The organism is Streptomyces sp. NPDC086554 (genome assembly GCF_040686095.1).
GTDB lineage: Bacteria > Actinomycetota > Actinomycetes > Streptomycetales > Streptomycetaceae > Streptomyces.
The window spans coordinates 118,702-136,751 of record NZ_JBFBJK010000015.1; the positions used below are offsets into that span (position 1 = coordinate 118,702).

Genomic DNA, 18,050 nt, shown 5'->3' on the forward strand with positions numbered 1-18,050 from the left:
TGAACGTTTCTGCACCCGCCCCGGCAGCGACCACACAAAAGGGCGGGGCCCCCAGAGAATCTGGGGGCCCCGCCCTGAACGCTGCCGACGCCTAAGGCGTGGAAGTGCCCGTCAGTTGTCGTCCTCGTCGATGAGGAAGCCACGCATCGGCGACGGAGCCTGCTGCATCGGCTGCGGGCCCTGCGGCCGCACCGGCGCCATCGGCTGGGTCATCGCCGGGGACATCTGCTGCTGGCCGCCGTAGGACGGACCGGCCGCGGGCTGGTTGCCGCCCATCGACTGGTTGCCGCCGTAGGACGGGGCACCCGCACCGGCCGGAGCCATGGAGGGCGCCGGGGACGGCGGAAGGGAAGCCGTCGCCGGGGTCCGCGGCGGAGCCAGCGAGTCGTCGGCCTGGGTCTCCAACTGACGGAGCTGCGACTCCAGGTAGGACTTCAGACGCGTGCGGTACTCGCGCTCGAAGCCGCGCAGGTCCTCGACCTTGCGCTCCAGCGTGGCGCGAGCGGACTCCAGGGAGCCCATCGCGACGCGGTGCTTCTCCTGCGCGTCCCGCTCCAGGGCGTCGGCCTTGGCACGGGCGTCACGCTCGAGGCCCTCGGCGCGCGAACGGGCCTCGCCGACGATCTTGTTGGCCTCGGAACGGGCCTCCGCGATCGCCTGGTCGGCGGTCTGCTGAGCAAGGGAGAGCACGCGAGCGGCGCTGTCGCCGCCGGGGCCCTGACCGGGCTGCGGCATCTGCGGACCGTGGCCGCCCATGGGACCGCCCATCGGGCCACCCATCGGACCCTGGCCCATGGGGCCGGGGCCCTGCGGACCGGGACCCTGCGGGCCGTGCCCACTGGGGCCTGCGGGCAGCTGCGGTGCGCCACCGGGAAGCTGCGGCGGGCCGCCCATCTGCTGGTGCTGCGGGTGCTGCTGCGGCGGCACCGGCTGCGGGCCCGATATTGCGGCGGGCACCGGGGCGCCGGGACCGCGCTGGTCCTGCGGCCCGTCGGGACCCTTGCGCATCCCTCCCTGCTGCTGGTTCTGCGCAGCGGCGCGGGTGGCTGCGGCCAGTTTGGCGCGCAGGTCCTCGTTCTCGCGGAGCAAGCGAGTCAGTTCGGCTTCGACCTCGTCGAGGAAGGCATCGACCTCGTCCTCGTCATAGCCTTCTCGGAGGCGGACGGTCGTGAACTGCTTGTTCCGCACATCCTCGGGGGTCAACGGCATCTCTTCACCTCAACGTAGTCGTCGGCATTCGGCAAGACCGTATCGTTCACAGCCGGCTCACGACGGAGATCAGGATGTAGACGATGATCATCAGTACGAAGAAGGACAGGTCGAGCGCCACGCCCCCGAGACGCAGCGGCGGAATGAACCGCCGCAGAAGCTTGAGCGGTGGATCAGTGACAGTGTAGGTGGCCTCCAGAACGACCACCATCGCCTTGCCGGGTTGCCATGAGCGGGCGAACTGGAAGACGTAGTCCATGACCAACCGGAAGATCAGCACGATGAGGAAACACATCAGCGCGATGTAAATCACCTGCAAGACCACGCTCATGTCCGCGGTTCCCTCTCCCCTGTTTCTCGTGCTTCGTTGCCGGTTCTTGCGTCTACTGGGTCACTTACGTCTCAGCTCTGGTTGAAGAACCCGCCCTCTGCGATGCGAGCCTTGTCCTCCGCCGTTACATCGACGTTAGCAGGCGACAACAGGAACACCTTCTGCGTCACTCGCTCAATGCTGCCATGGAGACCGAACACCAGACCGGCGGCAAAGTCGACAAGTCGCTTCGCATCCGTGTCGTCCATCTCGGTCAGATTCATGATCACCGGAGTGCCCTCACGGAAGTGTTCCCCGATGGTACGGGCCTCGTTGTACGTCCGCGGGTGCAGCGTGGTGATGCGGTAGGGCTCCCGCTCGGACACGACCTTGGGCATGATCACCGGTGCGTTCTTCTCCAGGCTCTGGCGTTCAGGTGTGATGGATGCCACGGGGGCGATACGTGCCGGACGTCCGGATTCGGCGGGCACCGAAGCGGAATGGGCGACCGGCTCGCGCTGAGCGGGGGGTTGTACCACTCGTACCGATTCGTCCCGATCAGACACATGCGCCTGGCGGGACTGGTGCGACTGATGTGGCGGCTCGTGCCGCCGGCGGTCCCGCTCGGGCTCCGGCTCGGGTTCGAACTCGTCATCGGGGTCGAACCCCGGACCGTCGTACCCATCGTCCTCCACGAGGCCGAGGTAGACCGCCATCTTGCGCATCGCGCCGGCCATGCTCTGAGTCCTCCGCTCTGTGGTGGATCGGCTGTCGTCACCAACTGCCCGCGATCCACGAGGCATCCCCGCCCAACAGCGAGAATGACCATATTTTCTGCTGTGGTCCGACTTCTTGGCGACGTTACCCGAGCCCGGGTCGGACTCCGAGTACCGCCGTACCGACGCGCACATGTGTCGCTCCGGCCGCCACGGCCTGTTCGAGGTCCGCACTCATCCCTGCCGACACCATGTTCGCAGCAGGATGAGCCGCGCGCATGAGGGTTGAGAATTCCATCAGCCGCTCGAACGCCGCCTGTTGCCGCCCCGCGTACGGCCCGGCGAGCGGTGCGACGGTCATCAGACCGTCGAGCCGCAGTCCGGGAGCTTCCGCCACGAGTCCGGCCAACTCTTCGATTCCGCCCGCCCCTACGCCCCCGCGCTCACCCCGCCCGTTCTCCTCGGCGTCGAGCGCGACCTGGATCAGACAGCCGAGCTCCCGCTCCGCGCGCACCGCGGCCGTCGACAGGGCCGTGACGAGCTTGGGACGGTCCACGGACTGCACCACATCGGCATAACTGGCCACAGAACGGACCTTGTTGGTCTGCAACTGACCGACAAAGTGCCAAGTAAGGGGCAGATCCGAGCAGTCGGCGGCCTTGGGGGCCGCGTCCTGGTCGCGGTTCTCGGCGACATGGCGCACACCGAGTTCCGACAGGATCCGTACATCGCTCGCGGGATAGGTCTTGGTGACCACGATCAGGGTCACCTCCTCCCGCTTGCGCCCGGCCGCAGCGCACGCCGCGGCGATGCGCTCCTCGACCTGCGCCAGATTTGCGGCGAGTTGAGACTTACGGTCCGTCATGTGCAATCAGTCCAGCCAGACATAGCCCGCGAGACGACCGGTGGTCCGGTCGCGGCGGTACGAGAAGTGGTCACCGGATTCCAGCGTGCACACCGGCGACTGCTCCCGGTCGCGCACCCCGAGCCGCTCCAGCTGGGCGTGCACCCCCGCGGTCACATCGACCGCCGGTGTGCCCCAGCTCGTCTCGGCGTACGCCGCGGACTCCGCGGCGGCGACATCGGCGCGCATCGGCTCCGGCACCTCATAGCAACGCCCGCAGACGGCGGGCCCGGTGCGGGCGACGATGCGGGCCGGGTCCGCGCCCAGCTTCACCATCGCCTCGACAGCGGCCGGGACGACCCCGGCGACCATCCCGGGGCGACCCGCGTGCGCCGCGGCCGCGACCTTGGCGACCGGGTCGGCGAGCAGGACGGGCGTGCAGTCGGCGGTGAGGACGGCCAGGGCAATGCCCCGGCGTGCGGTCACCACGGCGTCGACGGCGGGGATCTCGGTGTCGGCGCCCCAGGGGCCGTCCACCACCGCGACATCGTTGCCGTGCACCTGGTTCATCCAGACGACCCGGGCCGGGTCGATCCCGAGGGACTTGGCGGCAAGGTCGCGGTTGGTGCGCACGGCCTGCGGGTCGTCGCCGACCGCCCCGCCGAGATTGAGCTCTTCGTACGGAACGGCGCTCACCCCGCCCCACCTGTCGGTGAAGGCGAAGTGCGCGCCGCTCACGGTGCTGTGCTGACTTATCACTTGAGGAAGTCCGGCACGTCCAGCTCTTCGGCCTGGCTGTCCTGGTACGGACGGGCCGGCGGAACCTGCGGCGGGGCCGCGGGCGCGGACGGAGCCTCGCTGACCGGGGCCGCCTCCACGGGCTCCGGCGTCGACGGCTCCTCGCGGGGCGCGACGCTGCCGAGGCCGCCGTAGGGCGGGCGGGACTCCGCGGGACGGGCCGGGGCCGCCGGCTGCTCCTCGCGCTTGGCCGAAGCCGAGCCGAGGACGTTGTCCCGCTTGGACGGTGGCTGCCCGCCGTCGAAGCCCGCCGCGATGACGGTGACCCTGACCTCGTCGCCCAGGGCGTCGTCGATGACGGCGCCGAAGATGATGTTGGCCTCGGGGTGGGCCGCCTCACTGACCAGTTGGGCCGCTTCGTTGATCTCGAAGAGGCCGAGGTCGGAGCCACCGGAGATGGAGAGCAGGACGCCCCGCGCTCCGTCGATGGACGCCTCGAGCAGCGGTGAGGAGATCGCCATCTCGGCCGCGGCCACCGCGCGGTCGTCGCCGCGCGCCGAGCCGATGCCCATGAGGGCCGAACCCGCCTCGGACATGACCGACTTGACGTCGGCGAAGTCGAGGTTGATCAGACCCGGGGTCGTGATCAGGTCGGTGATGCCCTGGACACCGGAGAGCAGGACCTGGTCCGCCGACTTGAAGGCGTCCAGAACGCTGACCTGACGGTCCGAGATGGACAGGAGCCGGTCGTTGGGGATGACGATGAGGGTGTCGACCTCTTCGCGCAGCTCCGCGATCCCGTCCTCGGCCTGGTTGGCGCGACGACGGCCCTCGAAGGTGAACGGCCGGGTGACGACGCCGATGGTCAGGGCGCCCAGGGAGCGTGCGATGTTGGCGACGACAGGTGCGCCGCCGGTGCCGGTGCCGCCGCCTTCGCCGGCGGTGACGAAGACCATGTCGGCCCCCTTGAGGACCTCCTCGATCTCCTCACGGTGATCTTCGGCCGCCTTGCGGCCGACTGCCGGGTTCGCTCCGGCGCCGAGTCCGCGGGTGAGTTCACGGCCGACGTCGAGCTTGACGTCGGCGTCGCTCATCAACAGGGCTTGCGCGTCGGTGTTGATGGCGATGAACTCGACGCCCTTGAGACCGACCTCGATCATCCGGTTGATGGCATTGACACCACCGCCGCCGACACCGATGACTTTGATGACTGCGAGGTAGTTCTGCGGTGCTGCCACGTCGAAGGCCTCTCGCCTCGAGTTACGTGTCGCCGCCTCGCGGTCTCGCGCCGCGACGACTGATGCCGAATGGGACGGTCCGAACGCCGACCCGAACCCTAACGCTGAAGTTTAGGGTTACCAGTGTGTCTGTTCCTTGGACTCTCCGAACAGGACACTAAGTCGACAAGTGGCGCACGTTCAACGAACACGCCGAACCTCCCGTTTTTCTTTTCACCCTATGTGATCAGCCGTAGCGCTGCCGAACCAGGGTGCTGGCCTGCGACGATGTGCGTCAACTCGCCGATGCCGCAGGGGCGGTGGGGACACTCACATCGAAGTGCCGTGCCTTGGGGGCGGCTTTCATCAGGGCGATGAGTGTGCTCGCCTTCGCACGGCCCTTCTCGCTGCTGCCCCAGTCCACGGTCCGCCCGCCGCTCAACTCCAGTGAGATCGAGTCGTACGAACGGGCCTTGACCACCCGGGTTTCGCGGGCCACCGCGGCCGGCAGGGCGCCCGCGACGCGTACCGCCTCGCGCCGCAGACGGTCGCTGTCGAAACGGCGCAGACTCGCCGCCGCGTTCTCCTGATCCGGCATCAATTCCAGGAGCGGAACGCCCTTCGACGCATGACCGACCGTGGCGAATCGCACTCCCTTGGCGTCCACTTCGACGAACTTTCCGCCCTTTTCGATAAGCAGGACCGGCTTGCGTTCGCTCACTTTCAGACCGATTCCGTGCGGCCAGGAACGGACGACGTCGACCGAGTCGATACGCGGCAGTTTCTTGCGCAGCCGGTCCTCGATGGCATCGGTGTCGATCGAAATGAGCGGCGCCCCGACCGGGGCGGCGGCGGCCTCGCGCACCTCTGCGGGCGTCAGAACCCGGGTACCCGAAGTCGTCACGCGCTCCACGCGCAGCCACTCCGACCCGTAGAGCGCCCAGACGCCCCCCGCGCCGACCAGCACGAGTGCGATCAGCGCGAGGACGAGGGTGCGCGGCCGCGGCAGGCGCACGCGGGAGCGTGGCGGGCGGGGCGGGCCGGAGTCGAGCTTCTGCCGTTCGGCGGTGGTCGGTCCGGCCACGGTCCCCTGCCTTCTGTGCCTGCTAGTACCTGCTCACGCGTGATGGCGTGAGGCGATCGCCTCGTACACCATGCCGACGAGGAGGTCGTCGGCGTCCCTGCGGCCGAACTCCGATGCGGCGCGGGACATCTCGTACAGCCGGTGCGGATCGGCGAGCACCGGGAGCACATTGCCCTGGACCCACTCGGGCGTCAGTTCGGCGTCGTCGACCAGGAGTCCACCGCCCGCCTTGACCACCGGCTGGGCGTTCAGCCGCTGTTCGCCGTTGCCGATGGGCAGCGGAACGTACGCGGCCGGCAGCCCGACGGCGGAGAGTTCGGCGACGGTCATCGCGCCCGCGCGGCAGAGCATCATGTCGGCAGCGGCGTACGCGAGGTCCATCCGGTCCACGTACGGTACCGGGATGTAGGGCGGCATACCGGGCATGTTCTCGACGTACGGCATTTCGTTCTTCGGGCCGACCGCGTGCAGGATCTGGATGCCCGCGCGCTGAAGGACCGGAGCGATCTGCTGGACGACCTCGTTGAGCCGCCGGGCGCCCTGCGAGCCGCCGGAGACGAGCAGCGTCGGCAGGTTGGGGTCGAGGCCGAAGGCCGCGCGCGCCTCCGGGCGGACCCGGGCCCGGTCGAGCGTGGCGATGGTGTGGCGCAGCGGGATGCCGATGTAGCGGGAGTTGCGCAGCTTGCTGTCGGGGGTGGCGACGGCCACCCCGTGGGCGTACCGCGAACCGATCTTGTTGGCGAGGCCGGGACGGGCGTTGGCCTCGTGGACGACGATCGGCGTCCCGGTCCGCTTGGCCGCGAGGTAGCCGGGCAGCGCGACATAGCCGCCGAAGCCGACGACGCAGTCCGCCTTGGTGCGCTCCAGGATCTGCTCGGCTGCCTTGATCGTGCCGCGCAACCGCCCCGGCACGGTGATCAGCTCAGGGGTGGGCTTGCGCGGCAGCGGTACGGCGGGGATCAGCGCCAGTTCGTAGCCCCGCTCGGGTACGAGTCGGGTCTCGAGTCCACGCTCCGTGCCCAGGGCCGTGATGCCCACGGTCGGGTCCTGCCTCCGCAGGGCGTCCGCGAGGGCGAGCGCGGGCTCGATGTGGCCGGCGGTCCCCCCACCGGCGAGTACGACATGCACCGAAATTCACCGCTCTCCGGACGAACGCGCCTTGACGCGCCGTCTCATCGTGTTCCATCTCACCCGAGGTTGCCGCATGGCCAGGGCCGCCTTTGCCGCCGGATCCTGTCGCGCGAAGGCGATCAGGAGTCCGATGGCGAACATGGTCGGCAGCAGGGCCGAACCCCCGTAGGAGAACAGCGGGAGCGGGACACCGGCGATCGGCAGCAGACCGAGCACCGCACCGACATTGATCACGGCCTGCGCCGTGATCCAGGTGGTCACGCCTCCCGCGGCATACCTCACGAAGGGGTCCTCCGTGCGTCCGGCCACGCGGATACCCGCATAGCCTAGAGCCGCGAACAGAGCGAGCACCGACAGTGTCCCTGCCAGGCCGAGTTCCTCCCCGGTGATGGCGAAGATGAAGTCGGTGTGCGGTTCCGGCAGTTGACCCCATTTTTCCATACTCGCGCCAAGACCGGAACCGAAGAATCCGCCGGAGGCCAGGGCATAGATCCCGTGCACGGCCTGCCAGCACTGGTCGCCGGGCCCCGGATCGGTAGCGCCGATACAGGCGAGCCTGGCCATCCGGTTGGGGCTGGTCTTGATGAGGATCACACAGATAAGCGCCGCGACCGAGAGCACCCCCGCGAAGAGCCGCGTCGGCGCCCCCGCGAGCCAGAGCAGGCCGAAAAGGATCGCGGTGAGGATGATCGCCGTGCCCATGTCGCCGCCCAGCATGATCAGTCCGAGCAGCATGAAGGCGACGGGGGCGAGCGGCACCAGCATGTGCTTCCACTGCGTGAGCAGCCGCTTGTCCTGTTTGCGGGCAAGGAGGTCCGCGCCCCACAGGACGAGCGCCAGCTTGCCGAACTCGCTGGGCTGCAGCTGGAACGGGCCGCCCAGATAGATCCAGTTCTGGTTGCCGTTGACGCTGCGCCCTATCCCCGGGACCTGCACGAGCACCATCAGGAAGACGGTCACCGCGAGGATCGGATAGGCGAGCGCCCGGTGCAGCTTGACGGGCATCCGCATGGCGACGAGCAGCAGGATCGTGCCGAGGACTGCCGCGACGAACTGCTTGCGGAAGAAGTAGGAGGCGGGCAGGTCGAGCTGCAGCGCCTGGATCATCGAGGCCGAGTAGACCATCACCAGGCCGAGCACGGTGAGCAGCAGGCTGCTGCCGAAGATGAGGTAGTACGCGGTCAGCGGCCGGTCCCAGGCCTTGCGGGCCCTGGTGTGGAACCGCCGCAGGGGATTCTCCCGCGGCGGGCGCGGTGACCCCCCTGTTCCCGCTGCACGGACCGGCGCGGGCCGTCTGGCCACCCGCGCGGGCGCGCGCCCGCTACTGCCGGCCATCGGTGCCCCCACCCAGCCACGACGACGCTGCCACGTGCCCTCCTCCGGGTGCCGGGCGCCCCCGGACCACAGGGGTCCGTGTCAGGCGCTCGCGCCGAGTTCGCGGACCGCGTCCGCGAACGCGTCACCACGCTTGTTGTAGTTGGTGAACATGTCCATCGACGCACAGGCCGGAGCCATCAGTACCGTGTCCCCCGGCTCGGCGAGGCGTGCCGCCTGCCGTACCGCCTCGGACATCGCCCCAGTGTCGGTCCGGTCGAGGTCGACGACCGGGACCTCGGGCGCGTGTCGCGCGAGGGCTTCGCGGATCAGCGCGCGGTCGGCGCCGATCAGGACGACCCCCCGAAGTCGCTTGGCCGACTTGGTGACCAGCTCGTCGAAGGTGGCGCCCTTGGCGAGCCCGCCCGCGATCCAGACGATCGATTCGTACGCGGCCAACGAGGCTTCGGCCGCGTGGGTGTTGGTGGCCTTGGAGTCGTCGACGTACGCCACCTCGGCCACGTCGGCGACGTGCTCGATGCGGTGGGCGTCCGGCCGGAAGGCGCGCAGACCGTCGCGTACGGCCGTCGCCGGGACGCCGTAGGCGCGCGCGAGAGCCGCCGCGGCCAGGGCGTTGGCGATGTTGTGCGGCGCGGGCGGCTTGACGTCGGAGATCTCGGCGAGCTCCTGGGCCTGCTTCTGGCGGTCCGGCACGAAGGCACGGTCGACCAGGATGCCGTCCACGACGCCCAGTTGCGAGGGCGCGGGCGCGTTCAGCGTGAAACCGATGGCGCGGCAGCCCTCTTCGACGTCGGCCTCGCGGACCAGGTCCTCGGTGGACGGCTTGTCGGTGGCATCCACGTTGTAGACGCAGGCGACCTGATTGCCCTCGTAGATGCGGCCCTTGTCGGCGACGTACGCCTCCATGGAGCCGTGCCAGTCGAGGTGGTCGGGCGCGAGGTTCAGGACGGTCGCGGAGTGGGCGCGCAGCGAGGGCGCCCAGTGCAGCTGGTAGCTGGAGAGCTCGACGGCGAGCACGTCGTACGCGTCGTCGCCTTCGAGGACCACGTCCACGATCGGCGTTCCGATGTTGCCGACCGCGGCGGTGCGCAGGCCGGCCGCCGTCAGGATCGAGGCGAGCATCTGCGTGGTCGTGGTCTTGCCGTTGGTGCCCGTGATGCCGAGCCAGGGCGCGGCGTCCGGGCCGCGCAGGCGCCAGGCGATCTCGACGTCACCCACGACGTCGACGCCCGCCGCGGCGGCGGCCGCGAAGAGCGGGCTGTCCGGCTTCCAGCCGGGCGAGGTGACGACCAGGTCGGTGCCGTCGGGCAGCGTGGCCGCGTCGCCCAGGCGTACAGGGATGCCCTCGCCCTCGAGCGATGCGGCGCGCTCGCGGTGGCTCTCCGAGGAGCCGCCGTCCACGACGGTCACCGAGGCGCCGAGGCCGGCCAGGGCGCGCGCGGCGCTGACGCCGCTCACGCCCAGCCCCGCGACGGTGACGTTCCTGCCCTGCCAGCTGGTCACTTCTTGGCTGCCCATCCTGCGTAGAAGAGGCCGAGTCCGACGATCACGCACATGCCCTGGATGATCCAGAAGCGGACCACGACAAGGACTTCGGACCACCCCTTGAGTTCGAAGTGGTGCTGCAGTGGCGCCATCTTGAAGACCCGCTTGCCGGTCATCTTGAAGGAGCCGACCTGGATCACGACGGACATGGTGATCAGGACGAACAGACCGCCGAGGAGCGCGATGAGCAGCTCCGTGCGCGAGCAGATCGCGAGGCCGGCGAGCGCGCCGCCGAGGGCGAGCGAGCCGGTGTCACCCATGAAGATCTTGGCGGGCGAGGTATTCCACCACAGGAAGCCGAAGCAGGCACCCATCAGCGCGGAGGCGACCACGGCGAGATCGAGTGGGTCTCTGACCTCGAAACAGGCCTGCGGGTTGGTCAGCGTGACCGCGTTGGCGCAGGACTCCTGGTACTGCCAGACACCGATGAAGGTGTACGCGCCGAAGACCATCACGGAGGCGCCGGTGGCGAGGCCGTCGAGGCCGTCGGTGAGGTTCACGCCGTTCGACATCGCGAGGATCATGAACAGCGCCCAGACCACGAAGAGCACCGGGCCGATCGACCAGCCGAAGTCCGTGACGAACGACAGCTTGGTGGAGGCCGGGGTCTGGTTGCGGTTGTCCGGCCAGTTCAGCGCGAGCACGGCGAAGCCGATGCCGACGATCAGCTGGCCGAGCATCTTCGCCTTGGCGCGCAGGCCGAGCGAGCGCTGCTTGACGATCTTGATGTAGTCGTCGAGGAAGCCGACGAGGCCCATGCCCGCCATCAGGAAAAGCACCAGGACGCCGGAGAGGGTCATCTCCGAGCCCGTAATGATCTTCGTGAGGAAGTACGCGATGAGCGTGGCCAGGATGAAGGCGATACCACCCATGGTCGGCGTACCGCGCTTGCTGTGGTGCTCGCGCGGGCCGTCGTCCCGGATGAACTGGCCGTAGCCCTTGCGGGCCAGGAACTTGATCAGGAGCGGGGTTCCGACCAGGGTCAGGAAGAGCCCGATCACACCCGCGAAGAGGATCTGCCTCATCGGCCGGCGACCTCGCCCTCGGCTGAGTTCTCGAGCAGCGCCGTGGCGACCCGCTCGAGACCGACCGATCTGGAAGCCTTCACCAGCACGACGTCTCCCGGGCGCAGCTCGCTGCGCAGCAGGTCGATCGCCGCCTGTGCGTCGGACACGTGCACCGACTCCTCACCCCACGAACCCTCGTTGTATGCGCCCAGTTGGAGCCAGGACGCTTCCCTGCCCCCGACTGCCACGAGCTTGCTCACGTTCAGCCGGACAGCGAGCCGTCCGACCGCGTCGTGTTCGGCGAGCCCCTCGTCACCGAGCTCGGCCATGTGACCGAGCACCGCCCACGTACGACGTCCCTTGCCCATGGCCACGAGCGCGCGCAGGGCGGCTCGCATGGACTCGGGGTTCGCGTTGTAGGCGTCGTTGACGACCGTCACGCCGTCCGGGCGCTCGGTGACCTCCATCCGCCAGCGGGACAGCGTGCCCGCATCGGAGAGCGCGCGGGCGATCTCGTCTGCGGACATGCCCAGCTCATGGGCGACGGCGGCCGCGGCAAGCGCGTTCGACACGTGGTGCTCACCGTACAGCCGCAAGGTCACGTCGCTGCACCCGGAGGGTGTGTGCAGCGTAAAGGCAGGCTGTCCGATCTCCGTGAGCCGGACATTTTCGGCGCGTACGTCGGCGTCGGCGGCCTCTCCGAAGAGCAGGACGCGTGCCTTCGTGCGCGAAGCCATGGCGCGGACGAGCGGGTCGTCGGCATTGAGGACGGCGGTGCCGTCGGCGGGGAGCCCTTCGACGAGTTCACCCTTCGCCTCTGCGATCTGCTCGCGTCCGCCGAACTCGCCGATGTGGGCGGTGCCGACGTTGAGGACGAGGCCGATCTTCGGCGGGGTGAGGCCGGTGAGGTAGCGGATGTGGCCGATGCCGCGCGCGCCCATCTCCAGGACGAGGAACTTCGTCTCGTCGGTGGCGCTCAGCGCGGTCAGCGGAAGCCCGATCTCGTTGTTGAGCGAGCCCGGCGTCCAGACCGTGGGCGCCTTGCTCCGCAGGACCTGGGCGAGCAGGTCCTTGGAGCTGGTCTTGCCGACGGATCCTGTCAGCGCCACGAGGGTCGCGCCGAGCCGCTCCACGACGTGCCGTGCGAGGGCGCCGAGCGCCGTCTGTACGTCGTCGACGACGATGGCGGGTACGCCGACGGGTCGCGAGGCGAGGACGGCCGCCGCGCCCGCTTCGACCACCGCTGACGCGTAGTCGTGGCCGTCGACGCGCTCGCCGACGAAGGCCACGAAGAGGCTGCCGGGCTCCACTTCACGGGAGTCCCTGACGACCGGTCCGGTGACCTGGACGGACGGATCCGGTATGTCGTACGTCTGCCCGCCGACGACTGTGGCGATCTCGGCGAGGGAGAGGGCGATCACAAATTCATCCCTGGGTTTGCTGGATAGCTTCGCGAAGCACCTGGCGGTCGTCGAAGGGACGTACCACCCCGGCGATGTCCTGTCCCTGCTCGTGGCCCTTGCCCGCGACGAGCACCGTGTCGCCCGGTTCGGCACGGGCGACGGCCGCGCGGATGGCGGCGGCGCGGTCCTCGAAGACGGCGACCTCGCCGCGCTCGTGGGCCGGCACGTCGGCGGCGCCCGCGAGCATCGTGGCGAGGATCGCGAGGGGGTCCTCGCCGCGCGGGTTGTCGGAGGTCAGTACGGCGGTGTCGGCGAGGCGGGCCGCGGCCGCGCCCATCGGCATCCGCTTGGTCTTGTCGCGGTCGCCGCCGCAGCCGAGCACGATGTGCAGCTTGTTCTCGGTGACCTTGCGCAGCGCGCGCAGGACCGATTCGACGGCGTCCGTCTTGTGGGCGTAGTCGACGACCGCCAGGTAGTCCTGGCCCGCGTCGATCCGCTCCAGGCGGCCGGGGACGCCCGGCACCGCGGCGACACCGTCGGCGGCCTGCTGAGGGTCGATACCGGCGACGGCAAGCGAGACGATCGCGGAGAGCGTGTTGGCGACGTTGAACGGCCCTGCCAGCGGGGATTTCGCGGTGATCCGCTCACCCTGCGGGCCGACCGCGACGAACGTGGAGTCGAAGGGCGTGACCTCGACGTCCTCCGCGCGCCAGTCGGCGTCCGGGTGCCCCTCGGCGGAGAAGGTGACGACCGGGACCTCGGACTCGTCGACGAGCCGGCGCCCGTACTCGTCGTCGAAGTTGACCACGCCGAGCCGGGAGCGCTCCTTGGTGAAGAGCTGCGCCTTGGCCTGGAAGTAGTCCTCCATGTCGGAGTGGAACTCCATGTGCTCCGGGCTGAGGTTGTTGAAGACGGCGACGTCGAAGACGCAGCCGTCCACCCGGCCGAGCACGAGGGCGTGCGAGGAGACCTCCATGGCGACCGCCTCGACGCCGCGCTCGCGCATCACCGCGAACAGCGCCTGGAGGTCGGTGGCTTCAGGGGTCGTACGCTCCGACTTGATCCGCTCGTCACCGATGCGCATCTCGACGGTGCCGATGAGGCCGGTCGACCGGACGCCCTTGAGGCCGCCCTCGACGAGGTACGCCGTCGTGGTCTTGCCGGACGTACCGGTGATCCCGATCTGGAGCAGATCGCGCCCCGGATGGCCGTACACCGTGGCCGCGAGCTCGCCCATCACGCCGCGCGGATTGGCGACGACCAGGACCGGCAGGCCCGTGGCGGCCGCGCGTTCGGCGCCCGTCGGGTCGGTGAGGATCGCGGCGGCGCCCAGGTCGGCGGCCTGGGCGACGAAGTCGGCGCCGTGCAGCCGGGCACCGGGCAGCGCGGCGTAGATGTCGCCGGGCCGGACCGCGCGGGAGTCGTGCGTGATGCCGCTGACCTCCCCCGTGCCGGGGGCGGCGACGCCCAGCTGATCGGCGATCCGGGCGAGCGGCGTCGCGGCGACCTGGACCGGCCGTGGCGGTCCCGGATATGTCACGGGAACGCCCTTCTGGGTGGTTTGGGACTGATCAGCGTGTGGCACGGCGGTGAGCGTACCGGGCGCACCCTGCTCAGGGCGAAGCGGGCGGTGTGGCGGGGGCTGGTTCCCCGGCTTCGGGGTGATCGTTGTCACGGGTATGTCCTGGTGGGGCTCAGGGTTCGAAGGTGACGGGCAGTCGGGCCGCGCCCTTGCCGGTGGGCGGCACCTGGAGGGTCTTCAGGGCGAACTGCATGACTTCCTTGTAGATGGGGCCGCAGATCTGGCCGCCGAAGTAGCTGCCCTTGGTGGCGTTCTGGATCGCGCAGTAGACGGTGACGCGCGGCTTGTCGGCGGGCGCGAAACCGGCGAACGATGAGGTGTAGCCCTGGTAGCGGCCGGTGTCGGGGTCGACCCGGTTGGCCGTACCGGTCTTGCCCGCGACCCGGTAGCCCGGGATGCGCGCCTTGGTGCCGGTGCCCTCTTCGTCGTCGACGACGGACTCCAGCATCTGCGCCAGCGTCTTTGCGGTCTTCTCGCTCACCACGCGGGTCTTCTTGGGCTTGGGCGCGGGCGTGAAGCGGCCGTCGGGGCCCTTCGTGCCGCGCACCAGGGTGGGCTCGACGCGTACGCCGTCGTTGGCGATCGTGGAGTAGACGGATGCCGCCTGCATGGCGTTGATCGAGACGCCCTGGCCGAACGGGATCGTGTACTGCTGCGAGGTGGACCACTTCTCGGCCGGGGCGAGGATGCCGGACGTCTCGCCCGGGAAGCCGAGCCCGGTCTCCTGGCCGATGCCGAACTTGCGCAGATACGAGTAGAGGACCTCGTTGGCCTCCTTCTGCGTCTTGCCCAGTTCGCCGGTGGCGAGGATCGTGCCGATGTTGGAGGACTTGGCGAGCACGCCGTTGAGCGTCAGATGCCAGGTCGGGTGGTCGATGTCGTCCTGGAAGAGCCGGTCGCCGCGGTGCAGCCGGTTGGGGACCGTCACATGCGTGCCGGGAGTGGCCGCGTTCTCCTCCAGGACCGCCGCCATCGACATGACCTTGGCGGTGGAGCCCGGCTCGTACGCGTCCTGGAGCGCGGCGTTGCCCATCGCGGTGCCGTCGGCCTGCGAGAGGTCGTTCGGGTCGAAGCCCGGGGAGTTGGCCATCGCGAGGATCTCGCCGGTCTGGTTGTCCTGGACCATCACATAGCCGCGGTCCGCCTGGGACTTCTCGACCTGCTGGGAGATGGCGTTCTGCGCGGCCCACTGGATGTCGCGGTCGATGGTGAGCTCGACGTCGGATCCGGGCACGGCGGGCGTCTCCGTGGAGCCCGCGGTCGGCACCTGACGGCCGCCGGACTGGGCGTACCTGATCTTGCCGTCCTTGCCCGCGAGGTCCGTGTTGAGCTGCTGCTCCAGGCCGCCCGCGCCCTTGCCGTCGGCGTTGACCCAGCCCAGTATCCCGGCGGCCAGGGTGTCGTTCGGGTACACGCGCTTGCTGCTGGGGTCCTGGAAGATGCCCGCGAGGACGTTCTTGGTGGTCTTGTCGGTGCGGGCCTTCTCGGCGAGCGCGCCGCGCAGTTCCTTGATCTGCTTCCAGGCCTGCGGGGTCTGCCGGCGGGCCAGCAGGACGTAGCGCGTCTTCCGCTTCTCGAGCTGCTCGGTGAGTTCGGCGGCGTCCTTGTCGAGGATCGGGGCGAGGAGCGCGGCCGCCTGCTCGGGCGCGTCCTTGATGCCCATCTCCTTCGCCGTGAACATCGTGGGGTCGGCCGTGATGTCGTACGCGTCGACACTCGCGGCCAGTTCGACACCGCTCCGGTCGGTGATGCCGCCCCGCTCGGCGGCAAGGACATGGCTGAAGTAGCGGTTCTTCTCGGCCTTGGCGGTGTACGCGCTTGCGTCGACCGCCTGCACCTGGAGAAGGCGTACGACGAAGGCCAGCATCACAAGGGTCAGGCCGAGGCTCACCATGCGCAGGCGGGGCCGCGGGCTGCCGAGCCGGATGGTGCGGGCCTTGGGCGCGGCGGGGCGCGGGCGGCGGGCGGCCGGGCGGGCCCCCGACGAGCCCTGCCCGGGACTGCGCGGGGCGCCGGGGCGGGCGGGACGCGAGGGCCTCGCGGGGCCCGGCACCCTGCGCCGCGGGGGTTGGCGGTCCGTCACTTACGTCACCTGCCGGAGGTCGTGGGGCCGGGCTTCGCGGAGGGGGTGGGGGCCGCCGGAGGCGACGAGGGTACTGATGGGACCGGGACCGGGATCGAGACCGAGGGCGCCGGGGAGGCCACCTCCTGGGGGCGCGGGTCGCGCTGGAGCAGGGCCGAGGGGCGGGTGGCCGCTCCCGGGACGCCGCGCACGGTGCCGTCAGGGTTCAGGAAGGCCGGGTCGCCCCCGGGGACCATGCCGAGCTCACGGGCGCGCTGCTGGAGGGCGTTGGGCGCCGAGTAGGCGTCCACGTCCCGCTGGAGCTCCTGCTCCTGGTCGGTGAGCTCCGTCGTCTCCTTCTTGAGCTCGCTCAGCTGGAACGAGCCTTCGTTGAGCGAGGAGTTCAGGATCAGGAGCGTGATCAGACCACCGCCGAGCAGGAGCACGACGAGCAGCACGAAGGGCGTACGGGCGGCCTGGGTCGGCCCCGACGGAAGCAGCCGCGCGAGCCGGGCGGCCCGCCCGCGCAGTTCGGGCTTCTTGCTCATGGGGCCTCCTCAGGACTCTTGGGCCTCTTCGGGGGAGCCGCTCACGGCGCCTCCTCGCGGATGCGCTGCGCACCCCGCAGCCGCGCCGGGGCCGCCCGGCGGTTCTCGGCGACCTCTTCCTCGGTGGGGAGCTCGGCGCCGCGCGTGAGCAGCTTGAGCCGGGGCTGGTAGCGCTCGGGGACGACGGGCAGACCGGGCGGCGCGGTGTTCGCGGCGCCGGCCGCGAACACCTGCTTGACCAGGCGGTCCTCGAGCGAGTGGTACGACAGGACGGCGATCCGGCCGCCGACCGCGAGCGCCTGCACGGCCGCCGGAATGGCCGCCTCCAGGACGCTCAGCTCACCGTTGACCTCGATGCGCAGGGCCTGGAAGGTGCGCTTGGCGGGGTTGCCGCCGGTGCGCTTGGCGGCCTGCGGCAGAGAGTCCCGGATCAGCTCGACGAGCCGCGCGCTGTTGCTGAACGGCTCCTTCTCGCGCTCGCGCACGATGGCGCTGACGATCCGCTTGGCCTGCTTCTCCTCGCCGTACTGCCGCAGGATCCGCACCAGCTCGCCCGGGGCGTACGTGTTGAGCACCTCGGCCGCGCTGACGCCGGTCGTCTGGTCCATGCGCATGTCGAGCGGCGCGTCCTGGGCGTACGCGAATCCCCGGTCCGCCTCGTCGAGTTGCATCGAGGAGACACCGAGGTCGAAGAGGACGCCCTGCACCTTCGGGATGCCCAGGCGGTCGAGCACGTCGGGCAGTTCGTCGTAGACCGCGTGCACGAGCGTGGCCCGGTCGCCGAAGGGGGCGAGCCGCTCTCCGGAGAGGCGCAGCGCCTCCTTGTCGCGGTCGAGGCCGATGAGGCGGGCCGACGGGAAGGTGGAGAGCAGCGCCTCGCTGTGCCCGCCGAGGCCGAGGGTGCAGTCGACGACGACCGCGCCCGGCTGCGCGAGCGCCGGGGCCAACAGGTCCAGGCACCGCTGGAGCATCACCGGGACGTGTCGGGTCTGGCTCAAAGGGCCCTCTCAGGTCCGGCGCGGCGTTCGTACGCACTGCCGGGTCCCCGCCCGCTCGAGAAGGGGAACGGTCTGCTGGCGCCGGGGAAGTGGCGTCAGCCGACCGGGAGCGGGAGGAGGCCGAGCCGTACGTACGCGCCGCGCACGTGGGGGGATTCGGGGAATCCCCGGGGTGAACAGTCCAGCGGGGAACAGGTCACGTCTCCCACTTCGCGTCACTTTAGTCCACCCTGTCGCCCGGTCAATCAACTGGCCTGCGCGTCGCGGGAGGGCCTTCCGCGGAGGCGCGAATCGGCTCCCGTCACCCGTTCGGACGCAGTC

16 protein-coding genes are annotated in these 18,050 nt (G+C 70.0%); all 16 read right to left on the minus strand.

Translation table 11 applies throughout. The features are described from left to right. Positions 1 to 111: 111 nt before the first annotated feature. The 16 genes from AB0O76_RS24950 to rsmH all read right to left on the minus strand — a co-directional run bounded on the left by AB0O76_RS24950 (position 112) and on the right by rsmH (position 17,729). Entirely contained in the window at positions 112 to 1,209 is a 1,098-nt protein-coding gene (locus tag AB0O76_RS24950) for a DivIVA domain-containing protein (protein ID WP_266867984.1), read from the minus strand. A 46-nt stretch (positions 1,210 to 1,255) separates the two neighbouring features. Then, positions 1,256 to 1,540 carry a YggT family protein gene (locus AB0O76_RS24955; protein ID WP_365495320.1) on the minus strand — a complete coding sequence of 95 codons (285 nt, stop codon included), beginning with the start codon at positions 1,538 to 1,540 and terminating at the stop codon, positions 1,256 to 1,258. Positions 1,541 to 1,611: 71 nt separating this feature from the next. After that, on the minus strand, positions 1,612 to 2,256 hold the full coding sequence (sepF, locus tag AB0O76_RS24960) for a cell division protein SepF (protein ID WP_135333688.1): 645 nt from the start codon (positions 2,254 to 2,256) through the stop codon (positions 1,612 to 1,614). Positions 2,257 to 2,380: 124 nt separating this feature from the next. Next, positions 2,381 to 3,100 (minus strand): YggS family pyridoxal phosphate-dependent enzyme, encoded by a 720-nt coding sequence (locus AB0O76_RS24965; protein ID WP_365495324.1) that lies wholly within the window; start codon positions 3,098 to 3,100, stop codon positions 2,381 to 2,383. Between the two features lie 6 nt (positions 3,101 to 3,106). After that, positions 3,107 to 3,838 (minus strand): peptidoglycan editing factor PgeF, encoded by a 732-nt coding sequence (gene pgeF / locus AB0O76_RS24970; protein ID WP_365495327.1) that lies wholly within the window; start codon positions 3,836 to 3,838, stop codon positions 3,107 to 3,109. Continuing rightward, a complete protein-coding gene (gene ftsZ / locus AB0O76_RS24975) occupies positions 3,835 to 5,055 on the minus strand; it encodes a cell division protein FtsZ (protein ID WP_365495330.1) in 1,221 nt (406 codons plus the stop codon). The genes pgeF and ftsZ overlap by 4 nt, the downstream gene beginning before the upstream one ends. A gap of 274 nt (positions 5,056 to 5,329) precedes the next feature. Next, positions 5,330 to 6,118, minus strand: a complete 789-nt coding sequence (locus tag AB0O76_RS24980) for an FtsQ-type POTRA domain-containing protein (RefSeq protein WP_365495333.1) — start codon at positions 6,116 to 6,118, stop codon at positions 5,330 to 5,332. Positions 6,119 to 6,151: 33 nt separating this feature from the next. Continuing rightward, the gene (murG, locus tag AB0O76_RS24985; protein WP_135333683.1) at positions 6,152 to 7,246 is read right to left on the minus strand and encodes an undecaprenyldiphospho-muramoylpentapeptide beta-N-acetylglucosaminyltransferase; all 1,095 of its coding nucleotides are present in this window, start codon (positions 7,244 to 7,246) and stop codon (positions 6,152 to 6,154) included. 6 nt (positions 7,247 to 7,252) lie between these two features. After that, positions 7,253 to 8,584, minus strand: coding sequence for a putative lipid II flippase FtsW (ftsW, locus tag AB0O76_RS24990; RefSeq protein ID WP_365495337.1), 1,332 nt, complete (start codon positions 8,582 to 8,584; stop codon positions 7,253 to 7,255). 81 nt (positions 8,585 to 8,665) lie between these two features. Beyond that, positions 8,666 to 10,102 carry a UDP-N-acetylmuramoyl-L-alanine--D-glutamate ligase gene (gene murD / locus AB0O76_RS24995; RefSeq protein WP_365495340.1) on the minus strand — a complete coding sequence of 479 codons (1,437 nt, stop codon included), beginning with the start codon at positions 10,100 to 10,102 and terminating at the stop codon, positions 8,666 to 8,668. Further along, on the minus strand, positions 10,084 to 11,154 hold the full coding sequence (gene mraY / locus AB0O76_RS25000) for a phospho-N-acetylmuramoyl-pentapeptide-transferase (protein ID WP_266867965.1): 1,071 nt from the start codon (positions 11,152 to 11,154) through the stop codon (positions 10,084 to 10,086). Before mraY ends, murD begins: the two co-directional genes overlap by 19 nt. After that, positions 11,151 to 12,557 carry a UDP-N-acetylmuramoyl-tripeptide--D-alanyl-D-alanine ligase gene (gene murF, locus AB0O76_RS25005; protein ID WP_365495343.1) on the minus strand — a complete coding sequence of 469 codons (1,407 nt, stop codon included), beginning with the start codon at positions 12,555 to 12,557 and terminating at the stop codon, positions 11,151 to 11,153. Before murF ends, mraY begins: the two co-directional genes overlap by 4 nt. A 4-nt stretch (positions 12,558 to 12,561) precedes the next feature. Further along, positions 12,562 to 14,214 (minus strand): UDP-N-acetylmuramoyl-L-alanyl-D-glutamate--2,6-diaminopimelate ligase, encoded by a 1,653-nt coding sequence (locus AB0O76_RS25010; protein ID WP_365495346.1) that lies wholly within the window; start codon positions 14,212 to 14,214, stop codon positions 12,562 to 12,564. A gap of 19 nt (positions 14,215 to 14,233) precedes the next feature. Further along, positions 14,234 to 16,204, minus strand: a complete 1,971-nt coding sequence (locus tag AB0O76_RS25015; protein WP_365495349.1) for a penicillin-binding protein 2 — start codon at positions 16,202 to 16,204, stop codon at positions 14,234 to 14,236. 5 nt (positions 16,205 to 16,209) lie between these two features. Continuing rightward, entirely contained in the window at positions 16,210 to 16,731 is a 522-nt protein-coding gene (locus AB0O76_RS25020; RefSeq protein ID WP_365495352.1) for a cell division protein FtsL, read from the minus strand. A 41-nt stretch (positions 16,732 to 16,772) separates the two neighbouring features. After that, positions 16,773 to 17,729 carry a 16S rRNA (cytosine(1402)-N(4))-methyltransferase RsmH gene (rsmH, locus tag AB0O76_RS25025; protein WP_365495354.1) on the minus strand — a complete coding sequence of 319 codons (957 nt, stop codon included), beginning with the start codon at positions 17,727 to 17,729 and terminating at the stop codon, positions 16,773 to 16,775. Positions 17,730 to 18,050: the final 321 nt, after the last annotated feature.

Bases quoted from the DNA above. Each gene is read 5' to 3' on its own strand.
- mraY (WP_266867965.1), bottom strand. From the start codon at position 11,154: ATGAGGCAGATCCTCTTCGCGGGTGTGATCGGGCTCTTCCTGACCCTG.
- AB0O76_RS25020 (WP_365495352.1), bottom strand. From the start codon at position 16,731: ATGAGCAAGAAGCCCGAACTGCGCGGGCGGGCCGCCCGGCTCGCGCGG.
- AB0O76_RS24955 (WP_365495320.1), bottom strand. From the start codon at position 1,540: ATGAGCGTGGTCTTGCAGGTGATTTACATCGCGCTGATGTGTTTCCTC.
- ftsW (WP_365495337.1), bottom strand. From the start codon at position 8,584: ATGGCCGGCAGTAGCGGGCGCGCGCCCGCGCGGGTGGCCAGACGGCCC.
- AB0O76_RS24950 (WP_266867984.1), bottom strand. From the start codon at position 1,209: ATGCCGTTGACCCCCGAGGATGTGCGGAACAAGCAGTTCACGACCGTC.
- sepF (WP_135333688.1), bottom strand. From the start codon at position 2,256: ATGGCCGGCGCGATGCGCAAGATGGCGGTCTACCTCGGCCTCGTGGAG.
- murD (WP_365495340.1), bottom strand. From the start codon at position 10,102: ATGGGCAGCCAAGAAGTGACCAGCTGGCAGGGCAGGAACGTCACCGTC.
- AB0O76_RS24965 (WP_365495324.1), bottom strand. From the start codon at position 3,100: ATGACGGACCGTAAGTCTCAACTCGCCGCAAATCTGGCGCAGGTCGAG.